The 26,627-nt window shown below is 73.3% G+C and carries 20 protein-coding genes and 2 pseudogenes; 5 read left to right on the top strand and 17 right to left on the bottom strand.

What is annotated here, in order from left to right; all coding sequences use genetic code 11:
* Positions 1–141: 141 nt before the first annotated feature.
* Positions 142–714 carry a hypoxanthine phosphoribosyltransferase gene (gene hpt, locus O7623_RS23275; protein WP_282225126.1) on the bottom strand — a complete coding sequence of 191 codons (573 nt, stop codon included), beginning with the start codon at positions 712–714 and terminating at the stop codon, positions 142–144.
* Positions 715–785: 71 nt separating this feature from the next.
* Positions 786–914 carry a hypothetical protein gene (locus O7623_RS23270; protein WP_282225125.1) on the bottom strand — a complete coding sequence of 43 codons (129 nt, stop codon included), beginning with the start codon at positions 912–914 and terminating at the stop codon, positions 786–788.
* Between the two features lie 152 nt (positions 915–1,066).
* Here O7623_RS23270 and O7623_RS23265 point away from each other — a divergent pair.
* Positions 1,067–2,026 (top strand): annotated as a pseudogene (locus O7623_RS23265) (helix-turn-helix domain-containing protein); the annotation flags it as partial.
* Between the two features lie 131 nt (positions 2,027–2,157).
* On the opposite strand, the pseudogene tilS reads toward O7623_RS23265, so the two are convergent.
* The 3 genes and pseudogenes from tilS to dacB all read right to left on the bottom strand — a co-directional run.
* Positions 2,158–3,120, bottom strand: a pseudogene (gene tilS, locus O7623_RS23260) (tRNA lysidine(34) synthetase TilS); the annotation flags it as partial.
* A gap of 7 nt (positions 3,121–3,127) precedes the next feature.
* Positions 3,128–4,201 carry a zinc-dependent metalloprotease gene (locus O7623_RS23255; protein WP_282225123.1) on the bottom strand — a complete coding sequence of 358 codons (1,074 nt, stop codon included), beginning with the start codon at positions 4,199–4,201 and terminating at the stop codon, positions 3,128–3,130.
* A gap of 52 nt (positions 4,202–4,253) precedes the next feature.
* Positions 4,254–5,768 carry a D-alanyl-D-alanine carboxypeptidase/D-alanyl-D-alanine-endopeptidase gene (gene dacB / locus O7623_RS23250; RefSeq protein WP_282229519.1) on the bottom strand — a complete coding sequence of 505 codons (1,515 nt, stop codon included), beginning with the start codon at positions 5,766–5,768 and terminating at the stop codon, positions 4,254–4,256.
* Positions 5,769–6,922: 1,154 nt separating this feature from the next.
* On the opposite strand from dacB, the gene O7623_RS23245 reads away from it, so the two are divergent.
* A complete protein-coding gene (locus tag O7623_RS23245; protein ID WP_282225122.1) occupies positions 6,923–7,429 on the top strand; it encodes an inorganic diphosphatase in 507 nt (168 codons plus the stop codon).
* A 40-nt stretch (positions 7,430–7,469) separates the two neighbouring features.
* Here O7623_RS23245 and eccD read toward each other — a convergent pair whose 3' ends face one another.
* Positions 7,470–8,873: a type VII secretion integral membrane protein EccD gene (gene eccD, locus O7623_RS23240; protein WP_282225121.1), complete on the bottom strand. Its 1,404-nt coding sequence runs from the start codon at positions 8,871–8,873 to the stop codon at positions 7,470–7,472.
* Positions 8,874–8,999: 126 nt separating this feature from the next.
* Between eccD and eccCa the strand changes: the two genes are divergently transcribed.
* Both eccCa and mycP read left to right on the top strand, forming a co-directional pair.
* On the top strand, positions 9,000–13,235 hold the full coding sequence (gene eccCa, locus O7623_RS23235; RefSeq protein ID WP_282225120.1) for a type VII secretion protein EccCa: 4,236 nt from the start codon (positions 9,000–9,002) through the stop codon (positions 13,233–13,235).
* Between the two features lie 126 nt (positions 13,236–13,361).
* The gene (mycP, locus tag O7623_RS23230) at positions 13,362–14,792 is read left to right on the top strand and encodes a type VII secretion-associated serine protease mycosin (RefSeq protein WP_282225119.1); all 1,431 of its coding nucleotides are present in this window, start codon (positions 13,362–13,364) and stop codon (positions 14,790–14,792) included.
* On the opposite strand, the gene O7623_RS23225 is transcribed toward mycP, so the two are convergent.
* From O7623_RS23225 to O7623_RS23200, 6 genes are all read right to left on the bottom strand, one after another.
* Complete coding sequence (locus tag O7623_RS23225) at positions 14,713–15,891, bottom strand: MarP family serine protease (RefSeq protein WP_282225118.1); 1,179 nt, start codon at positions 15,889–15,891, stop codon at positions 14,713–14,715. The two genes, mycP and O7623_RS23225, sit on opposite strands and share 80 nt — an antisense overlap.
* Positions 15,892–15,952: 61 nt before the next feature.
* Positions 15,953–16,696 (bottom strand): CoA pyrophosphatase, encoded by a 744-nt coding sequence (locus tag O7623_RS23220; protein ID WP_282225117.1) that lies wholly within the window; start codon positions 16,694–16,696, stop codon positions 15,953–15,955.
* Complete coding sequence (locus tag O7623_RS23215; protein WP_282225116.1) at positions 16,693–17,346, bottom strand: TlpA disulfide reductase family protein; 654 nt, start codon at positions 17,344–17,346, stop codon at positions 16,693–16,695. The genes O7623_RS23220 and O7623_RS23215 overlap by 4 nt, the downstream gene beginning before the upstream one ends.
* On the bottom strand, positions 17,343–18,152 hold the full coding sequence (gene nth, locus O7623_RS23210) for an endonuclease III (RefSeq protein WP_282225115.1): 810 nt from the start codon (positions 18,150–18,152) through the stop codon (positions 17,343–17,345). Before nth ends, O7623_RS23215 begins: the two co-directional genes overlap by 4 nt.
* A gap of 23 nt (positions 18,153–18,175) precedes the next feature.
* Entirely contained in the window at positions 18,176–19,306 is a 1,131-nt protein-coding gene (locus O7623_RS23205) for a CapA family protein (protein WP_282229518.1), read from the bottom strand.
* A gap of 116 nt (positions 19,307–19,422) precedes the next feature.
* Complete coding sequence (locus O7623_RS23200; protein WP_282229517.1) at positions 19,423–20,028, bottom strand: adenosylcobinamide amidohydrolase; 606 nt, start codon at positions 20,026–20,028, stop codon at positions 19,423–19,425.
* A 285-nt stretch (positions 20,029–20,313) separates the two neighbouring features.
* On the opposite strand from O7623_RS23200, the gene O7623_RS23195 reads away from it, so the two are divergent.
* Entirely contained in the window at positions 20,314–20,991 is a 678-nt protein-coding gene (locus O7623_RS23195; RefSeq protein ID WP_278119492.1) for a Crp/Fnr family transcriptional regulator, read from the top strand.
* Positions 20,992–21,006: 15 nt separating this feature from the next.
* Here the strand turns inward: O7623_RS23195 and O7623_RS23190 are convergent, their stop codons facing one another.
* The 5 genes from O7623_RS23190 to O7623_RS23170 form a co-directional block, all read right to left on the bottom strand.
* Positions 21,007–22,023, bottom strand: a complete 1,017-nt coding sequence (locus tag O7623_RS23190; RefSeq protein WP_282225114.1) for a hypothetical protein — start codon at positions 22,021–22,023, stop codon at positions 21,007–21,009.
* Entirely contained in the window at positions 22,020–22,973 is a 954-nt protein-coding gene (locus tag O7623_RS23185; protein WP_282225113.1) for a transporter substrate-binding domain-containing protein, read from the bottom strand. Before O7623_RS23185 ends, O7623_RS23190 begins: the two co-directional genes overlap by 4 nt.
* Before the next feature lie 141 nt (positions 22,974–23,114).
* Positions 23,115–23,783, bottom strand: coding sequence for a DUF305 domain-containing protein (locus O7623_RS23180; RefSeq protein WP_282225112.1), 669 nt, complete (start codon positions 23,781–23,783; stop codon positions 23,115–23,117).
* Between the two features lie 108 nt (positions 23,784–23,891).
* Positions 23,892–24,908, bottom strand: a complete 1,017-nt coding sequence (locus tag O7623_RS23175) for a hypothetical protein (RefSeq protein ID WP_282225111.1) — start codon at positions 24,906–24,908, stop codon at positions 23,892–23,894.
* An 80-nt stretch (positions 24,909–24,988) separates the two neighbouring features.
* A complete protein-coding gene (locus tag O7623_RS23170; protein ID WP_282229516.1) occupies positions 24,989–26,626 on the bottom strand; it encodes a serine/threonine-protein kinase in 1,638 nt (545 codons plus the stop codon).
* Between the last annotated feature and the right edge of the window lies 1 nt (position 26,627).

Below are 26,627 nucleotides of genomic sequence, written 5' to 3'. Positions count from 1 at the left end.
TGTTTTCTGGAAGTGGCCTGGACGTCCCGACGAGTTTCCCGGACGGAAGACCCGGCGACACCCGGTACGGCTACCGGCCGCACACCGCGCGGCGACCACCGGCCGTGCACCGGCGCGACCACCGGCCGTGCACCGGCGCGACTACCGCGCGTACACCTCGGGCTTGAGCACCCCGACGTAGGGCAACTCCCGGTACCGCTCGGCGAAGTCGAGGCCGTAGCCCACCACGAACTCGGTCGGGATGTCGAAACCGACGTAGCGCACCGGGACCGGCACCTTGACCGCTTCCGGCTTGCGGAACAGCGCGACCACCTCGACGCTCGCCGCCGACCGGGACTCCAGGTACTTCAGCAGCCAGGACAGGGTCAGGCCGGAGTCGATGATGTCCTCGACCACCAGCACGTGCCGGCCGGCGATGTCGCGCTCCAGGTCCTTGAGGATGCGCACCACGCCGGACGAGGTGGTGCCCTGCCCGTAGGAGGAGACCGCCATGAACTCCAGCTCCACGGGTGGGCCCTGCCGGCCGAGCGCCCGGGCGAAGTCGGCCATGAACATGACCGCGCCCTTGAGCACGCAGACCAGCAGCAGCCCACCCGGCACGTCGGCGTGGTCGGTGGCGACCTGCTTGGCGAGTTCCGCCGTCTTCTCGCGAATCTGATCCTCGGTGATGATCACGTGGTCGATGTCGGCGTCGTACCAGGAGCCGTCAGCCATGCCCCTAAGCCTGCCGCATCCGGCTCACCGACCGGCAGCCGGGCCGGCCGTGACGATGGTCGCCCACCCGGTCACCGGGGGCAACGGTCGCCCTGGTGACTCGGCCGCCAGTCGGCCGAGTCACGGCTGTCGCGGGTCAGGCCGGCCGCGGAGGCGGCGGCCAGCAACGCGATGATCGTTATGACGATGAACAGTTCCATGGCGGCGTCACCTTCTGATGGTGTTCGACAGGTCTGCCGCCGGTGCGCACCGGACGTCTGTGACCAGTCTGCGACCGCGCGACCCGAGCCGACAGCGGCAGAAATGCCACTGTCCATCGATTTACTGCCAACAGCACGCTAACCTCGGTCGCATGATCCGTACCGTCGCGGTGATCGCCCTCGACGACGTCGCCGCCTTCGAGCTCGGAGTGATCTGCGAGGTCTTCGGCCTCGACCGCAGCGCGGACGGTTTCCCGACGTACCGCTTCGACGTCTGCACCGTCGACGGGGCACCGGTCCGCAGCTCGTCAGGGTTCTCGATCACCCCCACCGCCGACCTCGGGCCGGTCACCGACGCCGACCTGGTGGCCGTCCCGGCCGCCGCCCGCCAGCGCACGGTGCCGCCGCCGGTGCTCGACGCACTGCGCGCCGCCGACCAGCGCGGTGCCATCCTGCTCAGTGTGTGCTCCGGCGCCTTCGTGCTCGGCGCCGCCGGCCTGCTCGACGGCCGCGCCTGCACGACCCATTGGAAGTACGCCGACGAACTCGCCCGCCGTCACCCGACCGCCCGGGTGCAGTGCGACTCTCTGTACGTGCCCGACGGCAACGTGCTGACCAGCGCCGGCACCGCCGCCGGGATCGACGCCTGCCTGCATCTGATCCGTCAGGAGCACGGCTCCGCGCTGGCCACCAAGCTCGCCCGCCGGATGGTGGTCCCACCACACCGCGACGGCGGCCAGGCCCAGTACATCGAGACCCCGATCGCGACCAGCCCGACCGCGACCACCCTGGAGCCGGTGCTCGCCTGGATGCAGGCCCACCTGGACGTTCCGGCGAGCGTCGACGACCTCGCGGCACGGGCACACATGGCCCCGCGCACCTTCGCCCGGCGGTTCCGTGCCGAGACCGGCACCACCCCGCACGACTGGTTGACCGGCCAGCGGGTGCTCCGGGCCCGCCAACTGCTGGAGGAGACCGGCCTCGGCGTCGAGGCGGTCGCCAGACGCTGTGGCTTCGGCGACGCGGCCACCCTGCGCCACCACTTCACCCGCCGGGTCGGCGCCACCCCGCAGGCCTACCGCACCACGTTCCGCGACCGGACCGCGTCCCGGGGCCACGCCGCTGTCGGCGCGTCGGCCACCGGCTCGTCGTCGATCACCGACGGCCTGTCGGCCACCGGCTGAGCGTCGACCACCGGCTGAGCGTCCGCGGCCGGCTCGTCGGCGGTCGCGCTCACGGCGGCCAGTACGCCGGCCCGACGGTGGACCCGGATCCCCCCGGGCAGGTACACCGCCCGCTGCCCCCGCCAGCTGGTCACCAGCGCGTCGAGGGCGTCGACGTGCCGGTGGGACAACGCCCCGCCCGCCGCGCCGAGCTGGCGGGCCCACCGGTGCAGCACCCGGGTCCGTACCGCGTCGGGCTGCTCGGCAAGCACCGCCACCGCCAGCCCGGCCACCGTCCGGGCCCGGCGCAACGCGGCGTCGGCCAACCCGTCGAGTACGGCGTTGTCGGCCGCCAGCAGCGTGGCGGTCCGGGCCAGGTTCGCCACCACCCCGGGACCCAACGTGTCGACCAGCGCCGGCAGCAGATCGACCCGGACCCGGACCCGGGCGTACGCCGGGTCGGTGTTGTGCGGGTCGGCCCACGGGTCCAGCCCCAGCGCGGCACAGGCCGCCGTCGTCTGCGCCCGGGTCACCGTCAGCAACGGTCGCAGCAGCGTGACACCGGCCACCTCGCGGGCCGGCGGCATCCCGGACAGTCCGGCCGGCCCGGCCCCTCGGGCCAACGCCAGCAGCACTGTCTCGGCCTGATCGTCGCGGGTGTGCCCGAGCAGCACGGCGACGGCACCGTGCCGGGTGGCCGCCTCGTGGAGGGCGGCGTACCGGGCGGAACGGGCCGCCGCCTCCGGACCACCGTCGCGCCCCACCGACACCGGTGCCACCACGACCGGGTCGAACCCGACGCCGGCCGCCCACCGGGCCACCTGCCCGGCCCGCGCGGCGGAACCCGGCTGCAGGGCGTGGTCGACCGTCACCAGACCGGCGGTGACGGCACAGCGGGGAGCCACGAACGCGACGGTGGCCGCCAACGCCAGCGAGTCCGGACCGCCGGAACAGGCCACCAGCACGGTCCGTCCGGCGTATCCGCGCAGGACCCTGCGGACCGCGACCCGCAGCGCGGCGACCTCAGGAGCGGGCCCGGCCACCGGCGGCTCAGGCGACCGTGGGCGGCGAACCGGATACCGGGCCGTGCACCCGGGCCACCCACGCGTCGGGGTCGCCGAGCTCCTCCAGCCGGGGCAGGGTCAACGGCGAGTCGAAGATCTTGTTGAACCCCGCCATGCCGACCCGTTCGACGACGCCGTGAACGAACTTGCGGCCCTCGGCGTACTGGCGCATCTTGACCTCCACGCCGAGCAGCCGGCGGATCGCCTTCTCCAACGGGTTGCCCGCCTCGCGGCGCCGGTTGAAGCCGGCCCGGATCTGCTCCACCGTCGGGATCACCTCCGGCCCGACGCCGTCCATGACGAACTCGGCGTGCCCCTCCAGCAGGGTCATCAACGCGGTCAGCCGGTCCAGGACGGCCCGCTGGGCCGGGGTCTGGACGATGTCGAGCACGCTGGCCCGGCTCTGTGGGTCGCGGATGGCGTCGGACAGTGTGCCGACGCCCCGCCGGATCCGCTCGACGATGTTGTCGCCGCCGGCCTGTGAGGCGTCGACGAAGGCCTGCACCTGCCCGAGGAAATGCCCCCGCATCCACGGCACCGCCGTGAACTGGGTCCGGTGCGTCACCTCGTGCAGGCAGACCCAGAGCCGGAAGTCCCGGGGGTCGGCCTGCAGTTTCCGCTCGACCTCGACGATGTTCGGCGCGACCAGCAGCAACTGGCCGGGGTCACCGGAGAAGACCTCGTACTGGCCGAGCACCCGTCCGGACAGGTAGCTGAGCACCGTACCGGCCTGGACGCCGGTCACCCGCGAGCCGATGGCGTCGGTCAGCGCACCGGGCTGGCGGTCCCCGGCGGCCCGGGACACCAGCGGGGTGATCACGTCACGCAGCCCGGCGATGTTCGCCGCCGCCCAGTCCCGCCGGTCGACCACCCGCACCGGCGGGTGGGCGACCTGGGCCTGCAACCCGGTGTACGCGACGACGTGCCCGGCCGCTTCGTCGGTGAGTCGCCGAAGGTCGTCGACGACCTGGGTCGCCTCGTCCAAGGTAGCCTTCGGGCCCGACTTGCTCAGCGCGCCGGCGGTAGCGGCGGCCAGATCCCAGTCCACGAACTGCGCCATGCCACCCACCGTACCCGCGTACCGCTCGTCGACCCTGTTGATCATGCCCTGGTCAGCGGCAACCGCAGCCCGCCAGGGTCGCCGCGATCCGGTCCAGCGCCTCCTGGGCCTGGTCGATGTAGAGCGGCACCGCGTCGGCCAGCACCGCGAACGCCAGCAACCGCCCATCGGCGGTCGTCACCGTCCCGGCCAGGGAGTTCACCCCGGACAACGAGCCGGTCTTGGCCCGTACCACACCCGCGCCGGCCCGCTGCGGCGCGGCCGTCGCCCGGTACCGGCCCTGCAGGGTGCCGGACCACGCGGCGACCGGCAGCCCCGCGAAGATCCCGGCCAGCTCGGGACGGCTGCCGCTGCCCGCCAGCACCGTCAACTCGGTCAACAGGCGGGGCGACATGCGGTTGGTCCGCGACAGGCCGCTGCCGTCGAACAGCTCGCTCTGCTCGGCCGGCAGGCCGAGTTCAGCCAGTACGCCGTCCATCGCGGCCGCCGCGCCCGCGTACGACGCGGGTTCGCCCCGGGCGATGGCGACCTGTCGGGCCAGCGCCTCCGCCACCACGTTGTCGCTGTCGGCCAGCATGGTCTCCACCAGGCTGATCATCGGCGGGGACTCGACCCGGGCGAGTTCGGTGCCAGGACGCACCGCCGGGTCGCCGGTGCCAGCGGTCCGCGTGGGCGCGTCGGTGCCGGTCCCCGGTGCCGAGGTGGCCGGGGCACCCGCGACCGCCCCGGTGCTGCCCGTCGGCTGTCCGGTCGATCCGGCGAGCTGCTCGGCGTAGCCCGCAGGTGCGCTGGTCACCGCCTCCGCCGGCAGGCCCAGGGCCCGGGCGAAGGCCCGACCGGCAGCCAGATCCGGTGCCGACGAGCGGGGTGCCCACCCCTTGCCCGCCTTCGGGTCGGTCCTGCCGCCGTCGACCATCAACGCGGTGATCGCCGCGGCGTACCCGCCGGTGGGGATGTCGTCGTCCCAGCCGGGCCCGAACGCCGGACCGGAGAACAGCGACGCGTCGATGACGACCTTGGCGACCGGGGTCGCCCCGAGTGCCGTACGGGTGTCGGCCGCCAACTCGTCGAGTCGCGCCGCTGCCGGGTAGAACCCGTCCCCGTCGATGGCCAGGGTCGGGTCGCCGCCGCCGACCAGCACGACCTCGCCGGGAGCCGAGCCTGCAACCACCCGGGTGGCGATCCGGTGGGTCGGGCCGACCGCAGCCAGCACGGTCGCCGCGGTGACCAGTTTCGTGGTCGACGCCGGCATGGTCATCATGGCCGGCTGCTGGCCGAACAGCACCGACCCGGTCGTCATGTCCTGGACGGAGACGTGCACCCGGCCGCCGAGTCCGGACGCGGCGAGCGCGGCGGTGAGCTCCCTGGCCAGCGTCTCCTGGTCCGGCATCGGGGCGTCCGCCGCCAGGGCGGCGAGCACCGGGCCGGGCGTCGGATCACCTGACGGGCTGGGGGTGGGATCGGGTTGGGCACCGAACCAGCCGGCCACCGGCCCCGGTCGCAGCACAGCGACCGACGTACCGCTCACCAGCAGGAAGGCACCGACGATCGCGGCGGCCAGCAGCACGGCCCGCCGGCGGCCGTGCCCGGCGCCGGTCGGTCCGGGCACGGCGGCGGGCTGCTCGGGCTCAGCCGCAGCACGCTCGGGCTCAGCCGCAGACGGCTCCGGCACTGCCGCAGCACGCTCGGGCTCGGTCGATGCCGCCCGGGTCGGTGGCGCAGGTGCCGGCACAGAGGCAGCCGCAGGTGCCGGCGGCGGGGGCGTCGGCGCCGGAGCTGGCGTCGTAGCTGCTGCCGGAGGGGGCGTCGGCGCAGGTGGCGGAGCTGTCGACGGCTGCCGGGGCGACGCGGTGGCTCGCACCGGTACGACAGCCTGGCCACGATGCGGCCGGGGCGGGGTCGACGGTACGGCGGCCCGACCGGTCGCCGGCCGCCGCGCCGGCTCCGCCTCTGTCGTCCCCGTCGGCCCTGCCGCCGGTGGTGCCGGCTGCGGGGCTGGCGCGGCGACCGACTCAGGCCCGGAAGCCGGCCCAGGCCCGGAAGCCGGCCCAGGCCCGGAAGCCGGCCCAGGCCCGGAAGCCGGCCCAGGCCCGGAAGCCGGCCCAGGCCCGGAAGCCGGCCCAGGCCCGGAAGCCAGTTCAGGCCCGGAAGCCGGTTCGGTCTCAGCGACCGGTTCAGGGGCGACCGGACCGGGCTCAGCAGCCGGCTGCGGCGTGGCTGTCGACTCCGGCCGGGTCGGTGTCGATGCCGGGACGGGCTCAGGTGTCGCTGCCGCTGTCGCCGCCTCCGCCGGCTCGGGCTCGGGCTCGGGCTCGGGCTCGCCAGCAGGTTTCGGCACGGGCACGGGCTCGGGTTTCGGCACGGGCACGGGCGCGGCTGGGGTCGCTTCGTCGGCGGTGGCAACGGCAGGCGAGGCCGCCGTGTCGGCCGGACCCTCCCCCTCGGATTGATCACTACCGACCGGATTGCCACTCTCCGCATCGATCACATCACCCTGTGACGCGACGTCGGGCTCCCGGCCCGCCGGGGCGGACTCACCGGCGGTCTTACCCGAGTGTGAATCTTCCCTCCCCACCGGCCCCACCTCCCATACGACGAACCGACTAGGCGACACTACTTGTGTTCACAAAGCGAGCGGGAGCCAACGGTCGGGCGGGGCAACGCCCGAGCGGCGTACCGCTCTATTTCCGTAGCCAGCGCGGGCGACGAGGGAGCGTGATGATGGATTTCGACGTGACGGTTGAGATCCCCAAGGGTCACCGGAACAAATATGAGGTCGATCATGCGACCGGCCGGATCCGGCTGGACCGTACATTGTTCACCTCGACGCAGTACCCGGCGGACTACGGTTTCATCGAGGGAACCCTTGGGCAGGACGACGACCCACTGGACGCACTGGTACTCGTACCGGAACCCACCTTCCCAGGATGCCTCATCCGATGCCGGGCGATCGGCATGTTCCGGATGAAAGACGAAAAAGGCGCCGACGACAAGGTCCTCTGCGTGCCGTACGAGGACCCGCGCCAGGAGCACCTGCGCGACATCCACCACCTCGGCGAGTTCGACCGGCTGGAGATCCAGCACTTCTTCGTGGTCTACAAGGACCTCGAGCCGGGCAAGTCGGTCGAAGGTGCGACCTGGGTCGGGCGGGTCGAGGCCGAAGCCGAGATCCAGGCATCGTTCCGGCGGCGTGAGGCCGCTCTGGAACGCGGCGAGGCAGCCCACTGACCGGCTACCAGATCAGCCCTGCGTGGGCTGCCGGCCATGCTCAGCCGAGCAGGCCGGTGGCCCACCGGTACAGGCCCAGCACCGCACCGGCGACCGGGATCAGCGACACCACCGCCAGCGTGTCCAGCACGTCCGCGGCCCGACCGAGATACGGCGACGGGACACGGGTGGCGTACCGGCTGCCGGCCGCCGCGCTGGTCAGCGCGAGTGCGGCCGCGAGCACGACGAACCCGGTCGCCGGCAGCGGCAGGTACGCCGGGAGCCCGACGAGCACCAGCAGCACCGCCGCCGTGAGCCCCGCCGCCTGCAACGGCACCCGCTGACGGGCGACGACGAACATCCGGCAGCGCAACGGCAACGCGACCGCCGCCGCCCCGAGCAGCACCAGGCCGGCCACGCCGCCGCGCCACACCAGGACCGTGCTGGCGACGACGGCCAGAACGGCGAACCCGACCAGCATGCCGGTAAGTACCTGTTCGGCGCGGACCACGCCGTGTGCCACCGCGTCCGGCTCCGGTGCGGACGTTCCCACCGTGGTCGCGTCGGGTGTGGTCACCCCGCTCAGGCCCGTCGCCAAGTTGGTCACCGGCAGCCGCCCGATCCGGACCGCGAGCCGGGGCAGCAGACCGGTTCCGCAGCCGACCAGGGCCAGCGCCACGGCGGCCGCGCCGGCCGCCCCCGCGCCGGCGAGCGCCACCGCCGCTGTCAGGCTGCCGAGCAGACCGACGGTGGTCGCGGCGGTGAAGATCGAGCGGCCGGTGGTCACCCCGAGTGCGATCAGCGGCGCGGCCACCAGCATCGCCAGGTGAGCGGCGAGTACCGCCCCGGCGCTCGGCCAGCCGTGCGGGTCCGTGCCGACCGGCCCGTCGCCCCCGGCGAGCAGCAGGCCGGCGGCGAAGGCGTACGGCAGAGCGCTCGCGCCCAGCGTCAGGCCCGCCACCGGATCCCGCCACACCCGGTCGGCGAGCACTCCGGCGACCGCCGCCGCCACGGTGACCACCACCGCCAGCTCCGCCAGGTCGGGACCACCGAGGCGGACCAGCAGCAGCCAGCCGCCGGCGAGCCAGACGGCCGCCGCCGCGCAGGCGTACCGCCGGGTGGTCTGCCCGGACCACGGCGTGCGCCGGCTGCGGGAGGTCGCAGCGACCAGGTCCGCCAGGTCGTCGTGTTCCGGCTCCGGCCAGAAGGTGTCGCCGGGCACCAGGTGCAGCACCTCGCCGTCGCGTACCCCCTGCTGCGGCAGTGGCCGAGTGGCGCTCACCGGCGTACCGTCCGTGCGGCACAGCATCCAACCGCCGTGCCGCTCGCCCTCGTCGGCCAGCCCGTCGCCGGCGCGACGCAGCACCTCCGGCAGCCATTCGGCGACCGGTACGTGGGCCGGCAGCGCCAGGTCCAGCCGGCGGCGCGGCCCGCATACGGTGATCTTCGCCAGACGTACGCTCACGGCACCTCCGTTACGCACAGCTGCACTGGCCGGACGGACCGAAGCACTGTATCCACTTTCGATACACTGGGGAACACCACGGTGTGTCCGTTGCGGACGACGTAGCGTGCCGTGTTAGCTGAGTCGATGTCCGGTACCGTCCTCGACCGACCGGCCCGCCAGCCGCCGCCCGACGTCGCGGGTGGCGAGATCCGCATCGCCGCGCCGCCGTCGTTGCCGGCCGAACCCACCGGGGCCGCCGGCCGATGGCAGCAGGCGTTCATGCTGCTGCCGGCGCTCGGCGGCTCGGTCGCGGCGGCGATGGCCCTCAACCAGGGCCGCGGTGCCTACCCGTACCTGATGGGCGCGGTGTTCGCGGTCTCCGCGCTGGCGATGCTGGCCACCTCGTGGCAGGCCGGCGGCGGTACGGCCACCACGTCCGAGATGGACGTCGCCCGCCGGCGGTACCTGCGCTACCTGGCCGGGCTACGCCGACAGGTGCGACAGACGGCGGTACGGCAACGGGCAGCGCTGTGCTACCGCCATCCGGACCCGCACATGCTGTGGTCGACGGCGGCCAGCAGCCGGGTGTGGGAGCGCCGGGCAGGCGACGACGACTTCGGCGTGATCCGGATCGGGGCGGGCCCGCAACGCCTCGCCACCGCGCTCGTCGCCCCGACCGCCCAGGCACCCGAGGACGTCGAGCCGCTCACCGCCGCCGCCGTACGACGGTTCGTCGACACCTACGCCGAGGTGCCGGACCTGCCGACGACGGTCGCGCTGCCCGCGTGGTCCCGGATCGTCGTCACCACGACCGGGAACCGGTCGGCACCACACGTGCACGCCGGAGACCCGGCACCGGACGGCGGAGGCCCGGCACCGGACGGCGGAGGCCCGGCACCGGACGGCGGAAGCCCGGCACCGGACGGCGGTACGCGGCCGGCGGCGATGGTGCGGGCCATGCTGGCCCAGCTCGCCGTCTTCCACCCGCCGGACGAGCTACGGATCGCCGTCTGCGCCGCACCGCAGCGTCGACCCGCCTGGGAATGGACGAAGTGGCTGCCGCACGTCTGGCATCCGCAGCGGCACGACGCCGCCGGTGCGCTGCGGCTCGTCGCCACCGACGTCGCCGAGTTGGCGCAGCTGGTGGCGCCACCGCCGACCAAGGCCGGACCGGCCACCGGCACCGGCGCGCACCTGGTGGTGGTCCTCGACGGCGTCACCGGCGACCTGCCGGCCCTGCGTCGCGACAGCGGCGGCACGGCCCGGCTCACCGTGATCGAGGTGGACCCCACGGCGCCGGCGGCGCTCGACCCGGCCACGCTGGAACTGGCGATCGGTCCGGACGGCCGGCTCGCCGACCACCGCGCCGGGCCCACCGCTACCGACGGCGGCCGGACGGGACTGCCGGCTGCGGCGACGGCGGACCAGCTCAGCACCGTCGAGGCGGAGGCGCTCGCCCGGCAGTTGACGCCGCTGCGGCTGGTGTCCGGCGATCGTACGACGCCCGGGTCGGCCGCCGACGCCGACCTGATCCGGCTGCTCGGACTCGACGTCGCGCCCGCCGCACGGTGGTGGACGGCGGACGGACCGGTGCGCGGCCCGGACGCCGGCCGGCAGCTCCGGGTACCGATCGGTGTCGACGCCGACGGCCGGCCGGTCGAACTCGACCTGAAGGAATCGGCGGCGCAGGGCATGGGCCCGCACGGGATGGTCGTCGGCGCCACCGGCTCCGGTAAGTCCGAGCTGCTGCGGACCCTCGTGCTCGGGTTGGCGTTGAGCCACCCGCCGGAGGAGCTGAACCTCGTCCTCGTCGACTTCAAGGGTGGTGCCACCTTCGCGGCCCTGGACCGGTTGCCGCACACCGCCGCCGTCATCACCAACCTCGCCCGGGAGTTGCCGCTGGTCGACCGGATGGCGGACTCGTTGACCGGTGAGGTGGTACGCCGGCAGGACCTGCTGCGCCGGGCCGGCAACCTGGCCAGCCGCCAGGAGTACCTGCGGGCCCGGCAGGACGTCCCGGCGTTGCCGCCGCTGCCGGCGCTGCTGATCGTCTGTGACGAGTTCACCGAGCTGCTCACCGCCAAGCCGGACTTCATCGAGGTCTTCGGTCAGATCGGACGCCTCGGTCGGTCACTCGGGATCCATCTGCTCCTGGCCTCGCAGCGGGTGGACGAGGGCCGGCTGCGCGGGCTGGACACGCACCTGTCGTACCGGATCGGGCTGCGCACCTTCTCCGCGCTGGAGTCCCGGGCGATCCTCGGCGTCCCGGACGCCTACCACCTGCCCCGGGATCCGGGACACGGTTTCCTGGCCTACGGCACCGAACCGCCGGTGCGGTTCCGGGCGGCGTACGTGTCCGGACCGTACCGGCGGCCGATGCCGCGAGCGGCGGGCGGACGCCGCCGCGCGCCCCGGCTGTACGACTACCGGACGGCGGTGGTGCCGGCGGTCGCGCCGGAGCCGGTCGTCGCGGCGCCGGTGACCGGCCCGAGCCTGTTGGACGTCACCGTCGACCGGCTCGCCCGGTACGGCCCCACCGCCCACCAGGTGTGGCTGCCGCCGTTGGACACCTCCCCATGCCTGGACGACCTGCTCGGGCCGGTCCGTCCGGTACCCGGTCGGGGTCTGCAGGTGGCGGACCCCGCCGTCGCGGGCCGGCTGCGGGTGCCGGTCGCGCTGGTCGACAAGCCAGCCGCGCAGCAGCGCGCCCCGTTGTGGCTGTCGTTGGACGCCGCCGCCGGGCACCTCGCCGTGGTGGGCGCGCCGCAGGCCGGCAAGTCGCACCTGCTCCGTACGGTGGTCTGCGCGCTGGCGCTCACCCACACCCCGGACGAGGTTCAGGTGTACTGCCTCGATTTCGGCGGCGGGACCCTGGCCGGGCTGCGCGAGCTGCCGCACGTCGGAGCGGTGGCCGGTCGCACCGACGCGGCCACGGTCCGTCGCACCGTTGCCGAGGTCGCCGACCTGCTCGCCGTCCGGGAGCGGCGGTTCGCCGCGCTCGGGGTGGACTCGATGGCGGCGTACCGCCGTCGCCGGGCCGCCATCGGGGTCGGCGCCGCCGGGGTCCGCGCCGCCGACGGGGGTGGCGCGGCGGACGGAGGTGGCGCGGCGGACGACCTCGACCGGTACGGCGACGTGTTCCTGGTCGTCGACGGCTGGCCGACGCTGCGCGGCGAGTACGACGACCTCGAGCAGCCGATCACCGACCTGGCCACCCGGGGCCTGTCGTACGGCGTACACCTGGTCGCGTCGGCCCCCCGGTGGACCGATTTCCGGCCGGCGGTGCGGGACCTGTTCGGGTCGCGGTTGGAGTTGCGGCTGGGCGATCCGGTCGAATCGATGGTGTCCCGCCGCTCCGCCGGCAACGTGCCGGCCCAGCCGGGCCGTGGGTTGTCCGCCGACGGGTTCCACTTCCGTACCGCTCTCGCCGAGGTGGCAGACCCAGGTGCGAGTGCGGGTCCGGGCGCGGGCGCCGGTCCGGGTCCGGGCGCGGACACCGGCACCGCCGGGCTGGTATCCGCGATCGCCCGGCACTGGCCGGGACGGGGCGCGCCACCGGTGCGGCTCCTGCCGGACCTGGTGCCGTACGCCGAGTTCTCCCCGGCCGCGACCGGTGACGGTACGGATGGGCTCCGGCTGGCGATCGGCCTGGCCGAGGCTGACCTGCGACCGGTGGCGATCGACTTCGCGGCCGACCCGCACCTGGTGGTCTTCGGTGACGCGGAGTCGGGCAAGTCGGCCTTCCTCCGCGCACTCGCCGCATCCATTGTCAAGCGGTTCGTCCCGGAACGGGCCAGGTTGATCATCGTCGACTACCGGCGCAGCCTGCTCGGCGCGGTCACCTCGCCCCACCTCATCGGGTACGGCAGCACCCCGTCGCACACGGTGGACCTGATCGCGTCGGCCGCGAGCTACCTGCGGGACCGGCTGCCCGGGCCGGAGGTGACCGCCGGACAACTGGCCGCCCGGTCCTGGTGGTCGGGTCCGGAGCTGTTCGTCCTGGTCGACGATCACGACCTGGTCGACAACGGCGGCCCGGATCCGCTGCAGCCCCTGGTGGAACACCTTGCCCAGGCCCGCGACGTCGGGCTGCACCTGGTGCTGGCGCGGCGTAGCGGCGGGGCGGCGCGGGCCTTGTACCGGCCGGTCCAGCAGCGGCTACGGGAGCTGTCCAGCGCCGGCCTGGTCCTCTCCGGCGATCCTGACGAGGGGCCGCTGGTCGGCACGGTGCGCCCCACACCGCTGCCGCCCGGCCGGGGGTGGCTGGTGACCCGTCGGGAGCAGAGCCGGCTGATCCAGTTGGCCTATCTGCCGCCGCCGGTGCCCGACGGCCAGATCAGTCTCCCCAAGAGCACATCTGGCGGTAGAGAATCACGGTAACCTCCGTGCAGCAAGTGTCTGTTGGGGTGAGAAGGCCAGATTGTGACGTCGTTGCCGCGCCAACCGCGCCGCGCCGTCCGACGCCTCGTCGGGACGGTGCCTGTCGTCCGACGCCTCGTCGCGCCGGTGCCTGCCGTCCGTGTCGTCACGGCGGCACCTGCCGTCCGACGCCTCGTCACGGCGGCACCTGCCGTCCGTGTCGTCGCAGCGGTGCTCGTCGTGCTGGTCGTCGTCACTCCGGTGACCACCTCCCGGACCGCCCCGGCCGCCGGGGTCGCCGCGGCGGCCGTGGCCACGCCACCGACCGCGCTGCCGGCGCGGTACGACGCGATCCGCGACGAACAGTGGCAGTTGCGGGAACTGTCGGCGCCCACCGCCTGGCAGCATTCCACCGGCACCGGCGTGACGGTCGCCGTGATCGACTCCGGGGTCGACGCGGAGCACGTGGATCTCGCCGGCCAGGTGCTGCCAGGGATGGACTTCGTCGACGACGGTGACGGCCGGTCCGACCCGGTCGGGCACGGCACCACTGTCGCGGGCCTGATCGCGGGGCGCGGCGACGACGACAGCGGGGTACTCGGGCTCGCCCCTGGGGCCCGGATTCTGCCGGTGCGGGTGCTGGACGAGGAGAACCGCTACGACGACGCGATGATCGTCGCCAAGGCGGTCCGGTGGGCGGTCGACAACGGCGCCCAGGTGATCAACCTGTCGCTGGGCGGCAGCGGCGACAGCCCGGCACTGGCGGCGGCGCTCGACTACGCGTTCGCCAGCGACGTCGTGGTGGTCGCCTGCACCGGCAACGTCTCCGCCACCGGCACCACCGAGGTGTGGTATCCGGCACGGGAGCCGGGTGTGATCGCGGTGGCCGGCCTCGAACGTGAGGGCGAGGCCTTGTGGGCCGGGTCGATCACCGGTGCGCAGACGGTGCTGACGGCACCGGCGACCGGGCTGGTCGGTGCCCGGCCGGACGGCTACTGGCGGGTCCAGGGCACCAGTTTCGCCGCGCCGCTGGTCGCCGCGACCGCCGCGCTGATCCGGGCGCGCTGGCCCGAGATGTCGGCCGCGACGGTGGTGACCCGGCTCATCGAGACGGCGCGGGACCTCGGTGCCCCGGGTCGGGACGACCGGTACGGCTTCGGCGTGGTCGATCCGGTCGCCGCGCTGACCGAGGGCGTGGAGATCGTGGCGCACAACCCGCTCGACGACAACGAGACACCGGGCATCGTCGGCTTCGGCCCGGCACCCGGGCTGGAGTCCACCACCGCGGCGGTGGCCGGCGGCACGGCCCGGCTGAGCGGACCGGGTGACGATCAGGGCGCCGGCTGGTCGATCGGTCCGGTCGGTGCGGACCCGGACGACGGCGGTCAGGGACTCCTGAGCAGCGGCCTGCTGGTCCTGGTCACGGTCGGTATCGGGGCGTGGCTGGCCCGCCGGATGCATCTGGTGACCGCGGCCGCCACGACCGCTCGCGCAGAGGTCACGCGCACTCGCCGGTGGCGGTCTGACGGGTGCTCCGTACTCCCAACCCCGCCGCCACCGACGCCTCCTCGGCGGTGACCGCGAAGCCGGTGTTCGGGTCGTCCGCCGCCGCCGCGAAGATCACCCCGAGCACGAGTCCGTTCGCCGCGACCAGCGGTCCGCCCGAGTTGCCGGAGCGGACCAGCGCCCGGATCGTGTAGACGTCCCGGTTGACGTCGCCTTCGTTGTAGATGTTGGGACCGGTGATCGGGCCGACGTCGCGGACCCGGGCGGACTGCGCGTCGTAGGGTCCGTCCAGGGGGAAGCCCAGCACGATCGCGTCCGCGCCGGTCGGGGCCGGTCGGTCGGCGAACGGCAGCACCGGGGCCGGAAGGTTCGGTACGTAGATGACGGCCAGGTCCAGGTCCGGGTCGTAGACCACCACCCGCCCGTTGTGCTGTTCGCCCAGTACCTCGACCGCCACGGTCTGCGTACCGGCCACCACGTGCGCGTTGGTCATCACCCGGTCCTCGGCGTACACGAACCCGGACCCCTCGATGCGGCGGGAGCAGCGGGGCGCGGATCCGAGCACCTTCACCACCGAGCGTTCGGCGTTGGCGACCACCGCCGAGCCGGCCAGGGCGGGATCCGGGGCGGGCACCTCCCGTACCCGGGTCGGGGTGAGGCCGCCGAAGACGTCGGGGAAGCCACGGGTGTCGACGGTGTCGCGCAGGGCGGTGGAGAGGGCCTGCGCCTGCGGGGGCATCACCCGGTCGATGCCGTTGAGCAGCGCGCTGTTGCGGACCGCGCCGGCGAGTCCGGGCATCGCCGAGGAACCCAGCGGCACCGCGACCAGCCAGGCGACCAGCAGGACCGCGACCAGGGAGACCGCCGCACCGCCGATGTCGTCGGCCCGGCGGCCCGCCGGGCTGGTGATCGCGTGCCGCAGTCGGGAGCCGGCCCAGCCGGCCAACGCCTGCCCGAGTACGGCCAGGCCGAAGACCGCGACCAGCGAGACCACCACCCGGGCCGCGTTGTCGACGAACTGCTGCGCCAGCAGCGGGCCGAGCTGCAACCCGATCAACGCGCCGCCGAGAAACCCCGCGAACGACAGGATCCCGATGACGAATCCCTGGCGGTAGCCACTGACCGCGAAGACCAACATGAGCAGCAGAAGTACGACATCGACGGCGGACACCCGTCAAGACTACGGGGGCACGTCAGGTGGTCGGACCGGTAGCCGTCCGTGGCGGCCGCCGTCAGGACCGCTGCGGCGCCGACCCGTCCACAGTTGGCGGTACGTCGCCGAGCCGTTCACCCACCGTGTCGAGTCCTCCCGCGCCGGTGGGCGGGGTGGCCGGTAGGTCGATCACCCGGTCGGTCGGCCACCGGCCGGCCCAGCCGCCCATGTCGAGCAGCGCCGACAGCACTCCGGCGGTGAACCCCCAGACGAGCATGCCGCGCACCTGGAAGGCCGGGCCGATCCAGCCGCTGGGGTGGCGTACCTGCAGTCGGTTGTCGGGGTCGACCAGCTCGGCGACGGGCAGTCGGGTGACGTGGGCGACTTCGGCGGGCTGACAGGGGTGCACCGGGTGCGGGCGGTGCCACCAGGCGAGCACCGGGGTGACGACGAAGCCGCTGACCGGAATCCACAACCGGGGCAGTTGGGCCACCACGGTGACGCTGTCGGGATCGAGCCCGACCTCCTCCTGCGCCTCCCGCAGCGCGGTCGCGGGGGCGTCGGCGTCACCGGGTTCGGCACCGCCGCCCGGGAACGCCGACTCCCCCGCGTGGTTGCGCATGGTGGCGGCCCGTTGCAGCAGCAGCACGTCGGGTTCGCCCGGTCGGCTCTCGCCGAGCAGCACCAGCACGGCGCTGGGCCGGCCGCCGCGCTCCGGCGTGGCGAGCCGGCTGAAATCGGTGGTACGGGCGGCGTCAAGCCGGCTCAGCAGCGGCTGCCACCAGGGCGGCAGCGGACCGACCGGCGATGGTGGCCCGGTCACCGGGTCACCGGCAGAGCGAGCTCGCGCTGCACCAGTTCGGCGAGGGTGGCGTCGTCGACGGTGCCCTCGTAGGCGTACCGGACGCGGCCCCGGTCGTCCACGAACAGGGTCAGCGGCAGGCCGACCCGCTCCACGCCGAGCAGCAACGCCCGGTCCCGGTCGACCAGGCTCGGGAAGCTCAGCCCGAGGTCCTCGGCGACTGCGACGGCCCGGTCCCGGTCGTCCCAGGTGTTGACGCCGACCAGGTGCAGCTGACCGTCGGTACGGTCAGCGAGGCGCTGCAGGGCCGGCAGTTCGTCGCGGCACGGCTCGCACCAGGAGGCCCAGAAGTTGATGACCGCGGGGCCGCGGATCGCGTCGACCGCGACCGGGGTGCCGTCGGCGAAGCAGGTCAGCTCGATCGCGGGCAGCGGCGTGCCGGTCCGCGTGGCGCCCGGCGACACGCCGTCGGTTGGCGGTGCGGTGGCGGCCGGCGGGGCGGTGGTCAGGCCCGCGCAGTCGGCGAACGGCACCGCCCCGTCGTCGGTGGTCGGCCCGCCGCCGGCGCCACCGGCGCAACCGGCCAGCACCAGCAGCGGTACGGCGGCCGCCAGCAGCCGTCGCCAGCCCGGCCTGGCACCGGTCGACGCGGCAGGGGTCAGTACGGTCATGGCGCCTCCGCCGCCACGGCGGCCGCCGGCACGAGGTCGGCACTGATCCCGGCGGCCTCGGCGAGCTCCCCGGCACGGGGTCCCTTGAGCAGGTTGACGGCGTCGGCCGGCGCGGTCGGGCCGGTGCCGTAGGCGGGGCAGAGCGGGGCGAGCGTACAGGCGCCGCAGGCCGGTTTGCGGGCGTGGCAGACCCGCCGGCCGTGGAAGATCACCCGGTGGGAGAGCATGGTCCAGTCACGGCGCTCGATCAGCGCCCCAACCGCGTGTTCGATCTTGACCGGGTCGGTCTCCTCGGTCCACCGCCAGCGTCGGACCAGCCGCTGAAAGTGTGTGTCGACGGTGATGCCGGGCACGTCGAAGGCGTTGCCGAGGATCACGTTGGCGGTCTTGCGCCCGATCCCGGGCAACGCCACCAGCTGCGGCAGGGTGCCCGGCACCGCGCCACCGTACTGGTCGGACAGGGCCTGGCCGAGCCGGATCAGCGAGTCGGTCTTGTTCCGGAAGAACCCGGTCGGCCGGATCAGCTCCTCCAGCTCGGCCCGGTCCGCACCGGCGTAGTCGGCTGCCGTCGGGTAGCGGGCGAACAGCCGCGGGGTGACCTCGTTGACCCGCTTGTCGGTGCACTGCGCGGACAGGATCGTCGCGACCGCGAGTTGCAGCGGCCCGTCGTGGTCGAGTTCGCAGTGCGCGTCCGGGTGGGTACGGGCCAGCACTTTCGCCATCCGCCGGGCCCGACGTTTGCGGCCCAGGTCGGTCTCCGGATGGTCAGCCCGGATTCTCGTGGCGCGGGGGGCCGAGGTGGTCACGCCGGCCAGCCTACGTCGCCGGCTCAGTCCAGTGGAGGGGAGATGGTCCCGTCATCAGCGAATTGTGCACCTGTCTGCGGAAAGTCCGACTCGCTCAGCTCGCGGACCAGGTCGAGGCCCCGACGATCGTCGTCGACGGTCGGCAGGCCGTTGCCGTTCATGTACGTGGCGACGAACTCGCCGTCGACCCAGCTGCCGTCCGGATTGAGCGACACCTTCAGCACTCCGCCCCAGCCCAGCCGCCCGTTGTTGCTGAGCGTGCCGCCGCCGCCGGCGAAGTTGCCGAGGCTGTAGGCGATCAGCCGGCCCTGGTAGAACTCCATGCCGCGCAGCACGTGCGGGCCGTGGCCGACGATCAGGTCCGCCCCGGCGTCGATCATGGCGCGGGAGAAGGCCATCGGATCGCCACGGTTCTCACCGAGGAACAGTTCGGTGCCTTCGGTGACCCGGGTCATCTCCGACCCCTCGGCCCCCATGTGCACCTGGACGACGACCAGGTCGGCCTGCTCGTCGGCCCGGCGCACCAGATCCGCCGCCGCGTCGATGTCGATCAGGCTGTTGTTCGGCGGCGAGTAGGACGAGAACCCGGCCACTGCGACGCTGACCCCGGCCACGTCCAGCACGGTGATCTGGTCCAGCGCACCGGTGTGCCGCATGCCGTGTTCCTCGATGGCCTGCTGGGTGTTGCGGTAGCCGGCTTCGCCGTAGTCGTACCCGTGGTTGTTGGCCTGGTTGAGCAGCATGAACCCGCCGTCGCGCAGATGCGCGGCGTACTCCGGTGGCGCCCGGAACTGATGGCACTGGGTCGAGCCGGGCGCGCACTTGCCGGTGCCGGTGTCGACCGTCAGCGGCTCCTCCAGGTTGCCCATCACCAGATCCGCCGCGAGCGCCTCGGTGACCGAGTCGAAGAAGCCGGCCCCGTCGTCGGGCGGCAACCGGTCCGGGGCGTTGCCGAGCACGATGTCGCCGGTGGCGGACATGCTGATCGGCTGCGGCTGGGGGCTCGGACTGTCGCTGGGCGACGGCGCGGCGGCCGGGCCGGCGGCCGGGCGCCACTGCGGATCCGGCTCGTCCCGGTTGATGCCGCCGAGCGCCACGATGCCGACCAGGACGGCACCGAGCAGAACGGCGGTCAGCACGACGATCGACACGATGGGGCTGCCGGCGGTGGATTCCTGCCGCCTGCGGCCCCGCGAGGAACGCTGGGCGTCGGTCACTGGCGTGACCCTACCGGCCGGTGGCGCCCACCGACGACCACCGTCCGGCTGGTTTATCCGGCGTGTCCCGGCCCGCCTGGCCGGGCACCGTCGTGCACGGTGCGGTGCGCCACCCGGGCCAGCCGGGATCCCCAGGTGGAACGCGGTCCGCCGTAGGGTTCCGGCGGACCGTCCGGCGGGCAGAGCACGACGACCGCGTCCGTGGCGGTACCGGTGGCCCGCAGCCCCAGTTCGACCAGGGCCTGGGTCTTCGCCTCCGTGATGGTGGCCACGGCGTTCACCAGCGCCGCGTCGCTCAGCCGCACCGGCAGCGCGGCCACCACGTTGATCGTGCCGACCCGGCCCGGGTCGGAGCCCGGGTCGGGGTCGGCCGCGGCCAGGATCGGGGTGCCGAGCCCGACGGTCGCCCAGATCCGCACGCCGGCCTCGTCGCAGGTCACCGTCCTGCGCACGTCCACCCCGGTCAGCAGCCCGACCCCCGGCCCGCGCAGGTCGGCCTGGTCGGCGAGGGCCGTCAGGTGCGCGTCGGGGTCGTCGCGGCGGTACGACATCGGCACCGTCGCGTTGATCACCCACCAGCGCAGGCCGATGCCACCGCCGAGCGGCGCGGAGCTGATCGCCAGCGCCGGCCCGGTCAGGGCCCAGCAGGCGTACGGCAGCGCCGTACCGTCCTCGGTGCGGGTGGCGAACCAGGGGCGGGCGAGATCAGACACCGGTCGACGATACGGCCAACCGGACGGGCGCGGCCCGCCGGCCGCGCCGCAGGCACCGGTGGGCGAACCGGTGCCGCATATTAACGACGGATCCACCCGGTTGGGTTACGCTTCTGGATCAAGATTCGGAGGGTGCGCATCCGGCCAGGGGCGGGATGCACCTAGACTGACTGCGCGCGGTAGCTGCCGGCTGGGTGCCGGGAGCGGACGCCGCGCAGGCGGAGGTGCGCGATGGACGAGGTGCTGGCTCGTAGCGGGATCTTCCAGGGCGTCGACCCGGAGGCCGCAGAGGCGCTCGCCAAGGAGATGGAGACGATCGAGGCCCGCAAGGGCGAGATCGTGTTCAACGAGGGCGAGCCCGGAGACAGCCTGTATATCGTCCTCACCGGCAAGATCAAGGTCGGTCGGCGGGCGGCCGACGGGCGACAGAACCTGATCGCCGTGATGGGGCCGTCGGACATGGTCGGTGAGCTGTCCCTGTTCGATCCCGGGCCGCGTACCGCGACCGCGACCGCGGTCACCGACACCCGGCTGGCGCGGCTGCGCAAGCAGGCCCTGCGGCCGTGGCTGAACAACCGGCCGGAGATCGCCGAGCAACTGCTGCGGGTACTCGCCCGCAGGCTGCGACGGACCAACGACGCCCTGGCCGACCTGATATTCACCGACGTGCCCGGCCGGGTGGCCAAGAACCTGCTGCAGATGGCGGGTCGGTTCGGCACTCGCGACGGCGGCGTACTGCGGGTGACCCACGACCTCACCCAGGAGGAGATCGCCCAGCTCGTCGGCGCGTCCCGGGAGACCGTGAACAAGGCGCTGGCGGACTTCGCCTCCCGGGGCTGGCTGCGGCTGGACGGCAAGAGCATCATCATCCTGGACCCGGAGCGGCTGGCCCGCCGGGCCCGGGTCTGAGCCCCGCCGGCCCGGTCACGACCCGGGGGCGGTCGCCCGGCAGACCGCGCCGACCGGGGTTATCGGTCGCACCTGCCGGCCCAGTGCCTGCAGCAGCGAATCCTCGACGTGGAATCCGTGTACCCACAGCCGGTACCGGGGCAGGTCGCCTTCGTCGGGGCAGAGGACCCGGGCTCCCACCTCCTCGGTGTCCACGTAGCGGATGCCACCCTGCTCCTGCAGGATCACCACGCTGACGTCGTCCACGGCGATGACGCTGCCCCGGATCTGCTCGGTCTCGTCGTCGGCCACCTCGACGGTCGTCACCGTGGTCGGCAACACCGGGGCGGTGGCCACCGAGTAGGACGTCCAGGCCAGCATGATCATGATGGCCAGCTGGCCGAGCCCGACGAGCGGGCGTACGGTGGCCGCCAGCACCGGGCCGGTCACCGCAACGGCGAGCAACGGCGGCGCGGCCAGCACCAGCGCCGCGATCCACTCCCCGGCCCCGACGGCCGCGGCGACGGTCGGGCCGAGCAGGCCGTAGTAGGCGACCAGGAGCGCGGCGAGGGCAGCCAACTGGAATGCCCGACGCTCGTGGACCCGGCGCAGCGAGAGCTGGAAGGTCGCGGCCACCACAGGCAGCAGCAACGGCAGGTAGAGAATCTTCCAGGTCACCGCCGCGACCAGGAGGGTGACGATCACCAGCCAGACCGGGACCACCCGCTTCCAGCGGACCAGCAGCGGTATCGGTCGTCGTCGCCAGCCCGCCGGGTCGTTGTCGATGCTGACCGCGAGCACCGCGCTGATCGCGAAGAGCGCGACCATCGCGCCGGAGACCAGCCGACTCGCCGTGGTGACGAAGGCGGCGACGAGGTTCACCGGGTTGACGTTGGCAGCCAGCAGCAGCGTCGTCTGCAGTTCGCCGCCGGCTTCGACCACGAGCCGCAGCACCGAGACGATGGCCGGCGCGCCGACCACCACGCTCCAGAACTGCTGCGCTGCCCGGTTTCGTCGCTCCTCGTCCTCCGGGCGGCGGGCCGGCGCGGTCACTGGCGGATTTTGTCGTCGTGGTCGAGCAGGTCGGGGGCGCCGATCGGCGGTGGCTGCTGCGCCTCGCCGAGCCAGTTGCCGAGGGTGGTGATGTACGCCGTCTGCCACGCGGTCGCCTCGCCGCGTTGGCTCTGTTCGTAGCTCTTGGCCAGGAAGTACGCCACCAGGTCCCGCAGGTTCTCGTCCTCCAGCGGCACACCGATGCCGAGCGCCTCCTCCACACCGAACGGCATGTCCACCAGTTCGAATTCGGTGGGGTGTTCGGAAAGGAAGCCGGCGAGGATCGTCTCGTCGGAGACCATCGCCTGGAACTTGCCGTCGAGCAGACCGTCCCGGCAGTCCGACGGGCTGTCCGCCTCCCCGACCGGGACGGACAGCTCCTTCAACATGCCCTGGGTGGTGGAGCCACCGGCGACGCAGACGGCGTACTCCTTCTTGCGCAGATCCGGGATGGTCTGGATCTCGTCGGCGTACTCCTTCAGGACCAGCACCTCCGGAGTGGTGATCAGGTACGGTCCGGCGAAACCGACGTCCTTCGCCCGGTCGTCGGTGATGGAGAAGCTGGCCACCACGATGTCGACCTTGCCACTGCGCAGAAACTCGACCCGTTGCTCGGTGGTCAGCGGAACCCACTGGATGCTCTGGTCCCCTTCGAACCCGAGGGACCTGGCGATGTAGCGGGCGACCTCGACGTCGAACCCTCTGCGGGTGTTTCCGTCGAGGTAGGACATCAGCGGGAAGTCCGGATTGACACCGATACGCAGCTTGGCCCGGTCGTGGATGGTGGACGCCTCGCGTAGCTGTTGCACGGTCGGCAGCCCGGGATCCGTATCGTCGTCGCAGGCAGCGGCGCTGGCCAGCAGCAGTGTCGCGGCCACCGCCACGGTGGTCACCAGCTGGCGCCGCCGGCTCCGGCGGACCGGATCCGGCGAAATGGTCACATCCGTCACGGCAGCCTCCGCCCGACAGCGACAGTCACAGTCGATCATGCACTGGGCAGCCGTCCACATTGCCGGCCGTCTTCAATCTAGCCGCTGACGGCAAGCGGCTCTGATCACCCGTTCAGCGGATTGCCGCACCGCCGCCGGCGCTCAGATCCCCGCCAGCAGCTCGCGCATCTCGCCGATCTCCGCCTCCTGGCTGGTGGCAATCGACTCGGCCAGCTGCCGGACCGCCGGATCGGCACCGTCCGCGCGTAGAATCCGCGCCATCTGCACCGCGCCTTCGTGGTGACGGATCATCATGTCGAGAAACAGCCGGTCGAATTCGGCGCCGGTCGAATTCGCCAGGGCGGTCATCTCGTCGCCGGTCAGCATGCCCGGCATCCCGTGATGATCGTCCGCGCCGGTGTGCTGTCCGGGGCTCGGCAACGGCTGACCCCACTCGGTGAGCCAGCTGGCCATCTGGTCGATCTCCGGGTCCTGCGCCGCGCGGATCCGCCCGGCCAGATCCTGTACGTCGGTGCTCGCCGACCGCCCGGCGACGAGCTGCGCCATCTCGATCGCCTGCTGGTGATGCGGGATCATGTCGCGGGCGAAAGCGATGTCCGTCGCGTTCGGCGCGGCGGGGGCGGTGGCTGCCGAGGGCTCCGCCGTGGGGTCGGCACCGTTCGCCGACGGGCCGGCCGTGCAGCCGCCGACCAGTACGGCTGCGGCCAGACCTCCGACCGCGACGGCGACGGCACGACGTGCGGACGTTCCGACGATCCGCGCGCCGGTGGTCACCGCCGGCCACCGCGACCACCGGGTGTGCTCTGTCATCAGATTCCTTCCCTGGGTACCCGTAACAGATACGGCCGGCGACGACGGATGGTTGCGGGTCGACCCGAAATCGCCGTCGCGACCGTTCCGGCCTCGTCGCCACCGTTGTCAGGCCGCCTTGATGCTCGCCGGTGTCGTGGACCTGCTGTGGGCCGACGGACGACCGGCGGTGACGACCGCCAGCAGGCAGCCGGCGAGGGTCCAGCCACCGAGGACCGACCACTGTGCGAAGGTCTGGGCGTCGGGGAAGTAGGAGATACTGCGGATCAGCGACACCGACGCGCCGGGAGGAAAGAACTGGCCGATCGTCCCCCAGGGCCGGGGCAGGAACTCGACCGGCAGCATCGCGGCGGAGATCGGGCTGCCGACCAGCATGATCACGACCGTACCGACGCCGACGCCGTGCAGCCCGATCAGGTTCCGCAGCCCGATCACGGTGGCGGCGATGGCAGCGATGGTGAGGCCACTGGCGGCGACGTTGAGCGCGAACGCGCCGCCGAGGATCCGGAACACCACCTGGCCGACGAGTGCGACCGCGACACCGGCCGCGCCGGCCAGCACCGCGAGGGTCAACAGCCGCCGGCCGGTGCCCTGGATGCCGATCGCGATGAAGATCCCGCCCTTGAGCCCGCCGAGCAGCAACGGGAAGAAGAACGCGCTGAGACCGGCTCCGTGCTCGTCGTGCGGCGACAGCGGTACGACATCGGTGACCTGCGGCCGATCGGTGGCGGCCGAGGGGTCGGCACCGAACGCCGCCGACAGGGCCTCGATCAGCTGGCGGGCCACCGTACTGGCACCCGAGGCGACCAGCAGCTCCGGCGGCGCCTCGTCGCCGACCACGACCGCGCCGTAGACGTCCCGGTGCCGGATCGCCCGCACCGCCTCGTCGCGATCGGCGTAACGCCGGACGACGAACTCGTGCGGTCGGGCCTGGTCCAGCGCGTCGGTGACGGCCTGCGACGCGCCCTGCGGCGCGACCAGACCGATCGGTACGCCGCGCGGCTCGGCGTACACGGCGGGCCAGGTGAACGCGGCCATGATCGCAGTCGCCACCACCGCGAGGATCGCCCCGGTCAGCAGGCACCGACTGACCCGGGTCGGTTGGTCCGGGTGCGGCTGGTCCATCGGCCACCTCAGCCCGCTCGGCTACGTCTGGCCTGCTCAGCCTAGGGGCGCGGGGCGCGCCTCGACTGGCGTTTGCCGGGTCAGCGGGCGGCCAGGGCCGGGCCGAACAGCCCGTTCGGCCCCTTGCCGGCCAGGCAGCGGTAGCTGTGCTCGCCGCCGGCCAGCGCCACCTCGCCCGGGGCGAGCACCGCGAACCGCCAGTCGCTGACGTCCATCCGCAGGGTGACGAGCCGGAACACCTCCGCGCTGCACCCCGCCCGTACGGTCGGATCCGCCTCGATGGTGGCGTGGTCGGCGCCGGACAGGTGGGCCGGCAGCTCGCCGACGGCGAAGGTCTCCCAGGTGTGTCGGCCGGTGCAGGCGACGACGGCGAGCTGCTGCTGCCCGCCGGTCAGCTCGCCCTCGAAGCACTCCAGGTCGTCCGGGCAGCGCAGGCCGGGACGGGTGGACAGCTCGCAGTTGGGCAGTACGGCGCCGGCCGGTCCGGTGACGCCGGCCGGGCGGGGGGTGCGCTCCTGCGGCGTGGCCGCCGACGGCCGGTCGAACCCACCGGGCAGACTGCCCTTCGCGACCATCCAGGTGCCCACGCTCGTCATCGCGAGCAGCACCAGTACCCCGAGCCCGCCGGCCAGCATGCGCAGCCGGGGATGTGCGGTCACGGCACCGGGCCGGGCCGGCGGGCCGGCCGCACCAGCGACCGCGCCGTTCGCACCGGGCGGGCCGACCACACCGTTCGCACCGGGCGAACGGACCACACCGGGCGGCTGTGGAATCGGCACGGTCCAGCTGGTCTGCTCACTCGGCTGCGCCGACGGTTGCGCCGGCACCGACGCGCGACCGCCACTCACCGTGGCGCCGGTCGACGGCCCGCCCGAGACCGGGGCGATCGAGAACGGCGGCCGGTGCGGCGCCGCCGGGCTCCAGTGCGGGCCGAGCGGTACGGCGGCCAGCATGTCGCGCAGCGCGACCGCCGAGGGTCGCGCCGCCGGGTCGTTGGCCATCCCCTGGCGCAGCACGTCGGTGAGCGCCGGGGGGACGCCGGGCAGCTCCGGCAGGGGCCGGTCGAACAGTTCGAGCAGCATCACCAGGCTGGGACTACGATCGTCCTCCCAACGTGGCGGCCGACCACGCATGATGGCGTACAGGCTGGCGCAGAGGGCGTAGACGTCGGCGGCGGGCGATGGTGGGCGGTGGTGGAACGACTCGGGCGCGGCGTACGCGGGGGTCAGCACCTCGAGGGTGACCGACGCGTCGCGCGCCTCGACCAGTACGGCGAGGCCGAAGTCGGCCAGCGCAGGTTCGTTGAAGCGGGAGTAGAGGATGTTGGCCGGTTTGACGTCGCGGTGCAGCACGCCGAGGTGGTGGGCGTCGGCGAGAGCGTCGGCGATCTTCACCCCGACGTCGCGGGCCTCGAAGGCGTCCAGCGGCGAGGTCTTCATCCGGTCGCCGTACGAGCCGTCGCACATCTCCATGATCAGGTACGGGTGCATGTCGGAGGTGACCCCGACGTCGAACAGGTCGACGACGTGGGGGTGCGAGGACATCCGCCCGGCGGCCCGCGCCTCCCGCATGAAGCGGCGCTGCTCCCGTTCGTTGTCCAGGGGGCGGTTCTCGACCTTGACGGCGACCTCGCGGCCGACCGACTCCTGGACGGCGCGGTACACGGTGGCGAATCCGCCCCTGGCAAAGACTGACAAATCCGACAGTCCAGGCACCATG

The organism is Solwaraspora sp. WMMD791 (assembly GCF_029581195.1).
In the GTDB taxonomy this organism is placed as follows: domain Bacteria; phylum Actinomycetota; class Actinomycetes; order Mycobacteriales; family Micromonosporaceae; genus Micromonospora_E.
This window is presented reverse-complemented; position numbering and strand designations above follow the sequence as displayed.

Bases quoted from the DNA above. Each gene is read 5' to 3' on its own strand.
- O7623_RS23170 (WP_282229516.1), bottom strand. From the start codon at position 26,626: ATGGTGCCTGGACTGTCGGATTTGTCAGTCTTTGCCAGGGGCGGATTC.
- O7623_RS23270 (WP_282225125.1), bottom strand. From the start codon at position 914: ATGGAACTGTTCATCGTCATAACGATCATCGCGTTGCTGGCCGCCGCC.
- O7623_RS23175 (WP_282225111.1), bottom strand. From the start codon at position 24,908: ATGGACCAGCCGCACCCGGACCAACCGACCCGGGTCAGTCGGTGCCTG.
- hpt (WP_282225126.1), bottom strand. From the start codon at position 714: ATGGCTGACGGCTCCTGGTACGACGCCGACATCGACCACGTGATCATC.
- O7623_RS23195 (WP_278119492.1), top strand. From the start codon at position 20,314: ATGGACGAGGTGCTGGCTCGTAGCGGGATCTTCCAGGGCGTCGACCCG.
- O7623_RS23180 (WP_282225112.1), bottom strand. From the start codon at position 23,783: ATGACAGAGCACACCCGGTGGTCGCGGTGGCCGGCGGTGACCACCGGC.
- O7623_RS23245 (WP_282225122.1), top strand. From the start codon at position 6,923: ATGGATTTCGACGTGACGGTTGAGATCCCCAAGGGTCACCGGAACAAA.
- O7623_RS23255 (WP_282225123.1), bottom strand. From the start codon at position 4,201: ATGGCGCAGTTCGTGGACTGGGATCTGGCCGCCGCTACCGCCGGCGCG.
- O7623_RS23215 (WP_282225116.1), bottom strand. From the start codon at position 17,346: ATGACCGTACTGACCCCTGCCGCGTCGACCGGTGCCAGGCCGGGCTGG.
- eccCa (WP_282225120.1), top strand. From the start codon at position 9,000: ATGTCCGGTACCGTCCTCGACCGACCGGCCCGCCAGCCGCCGCCCGAC.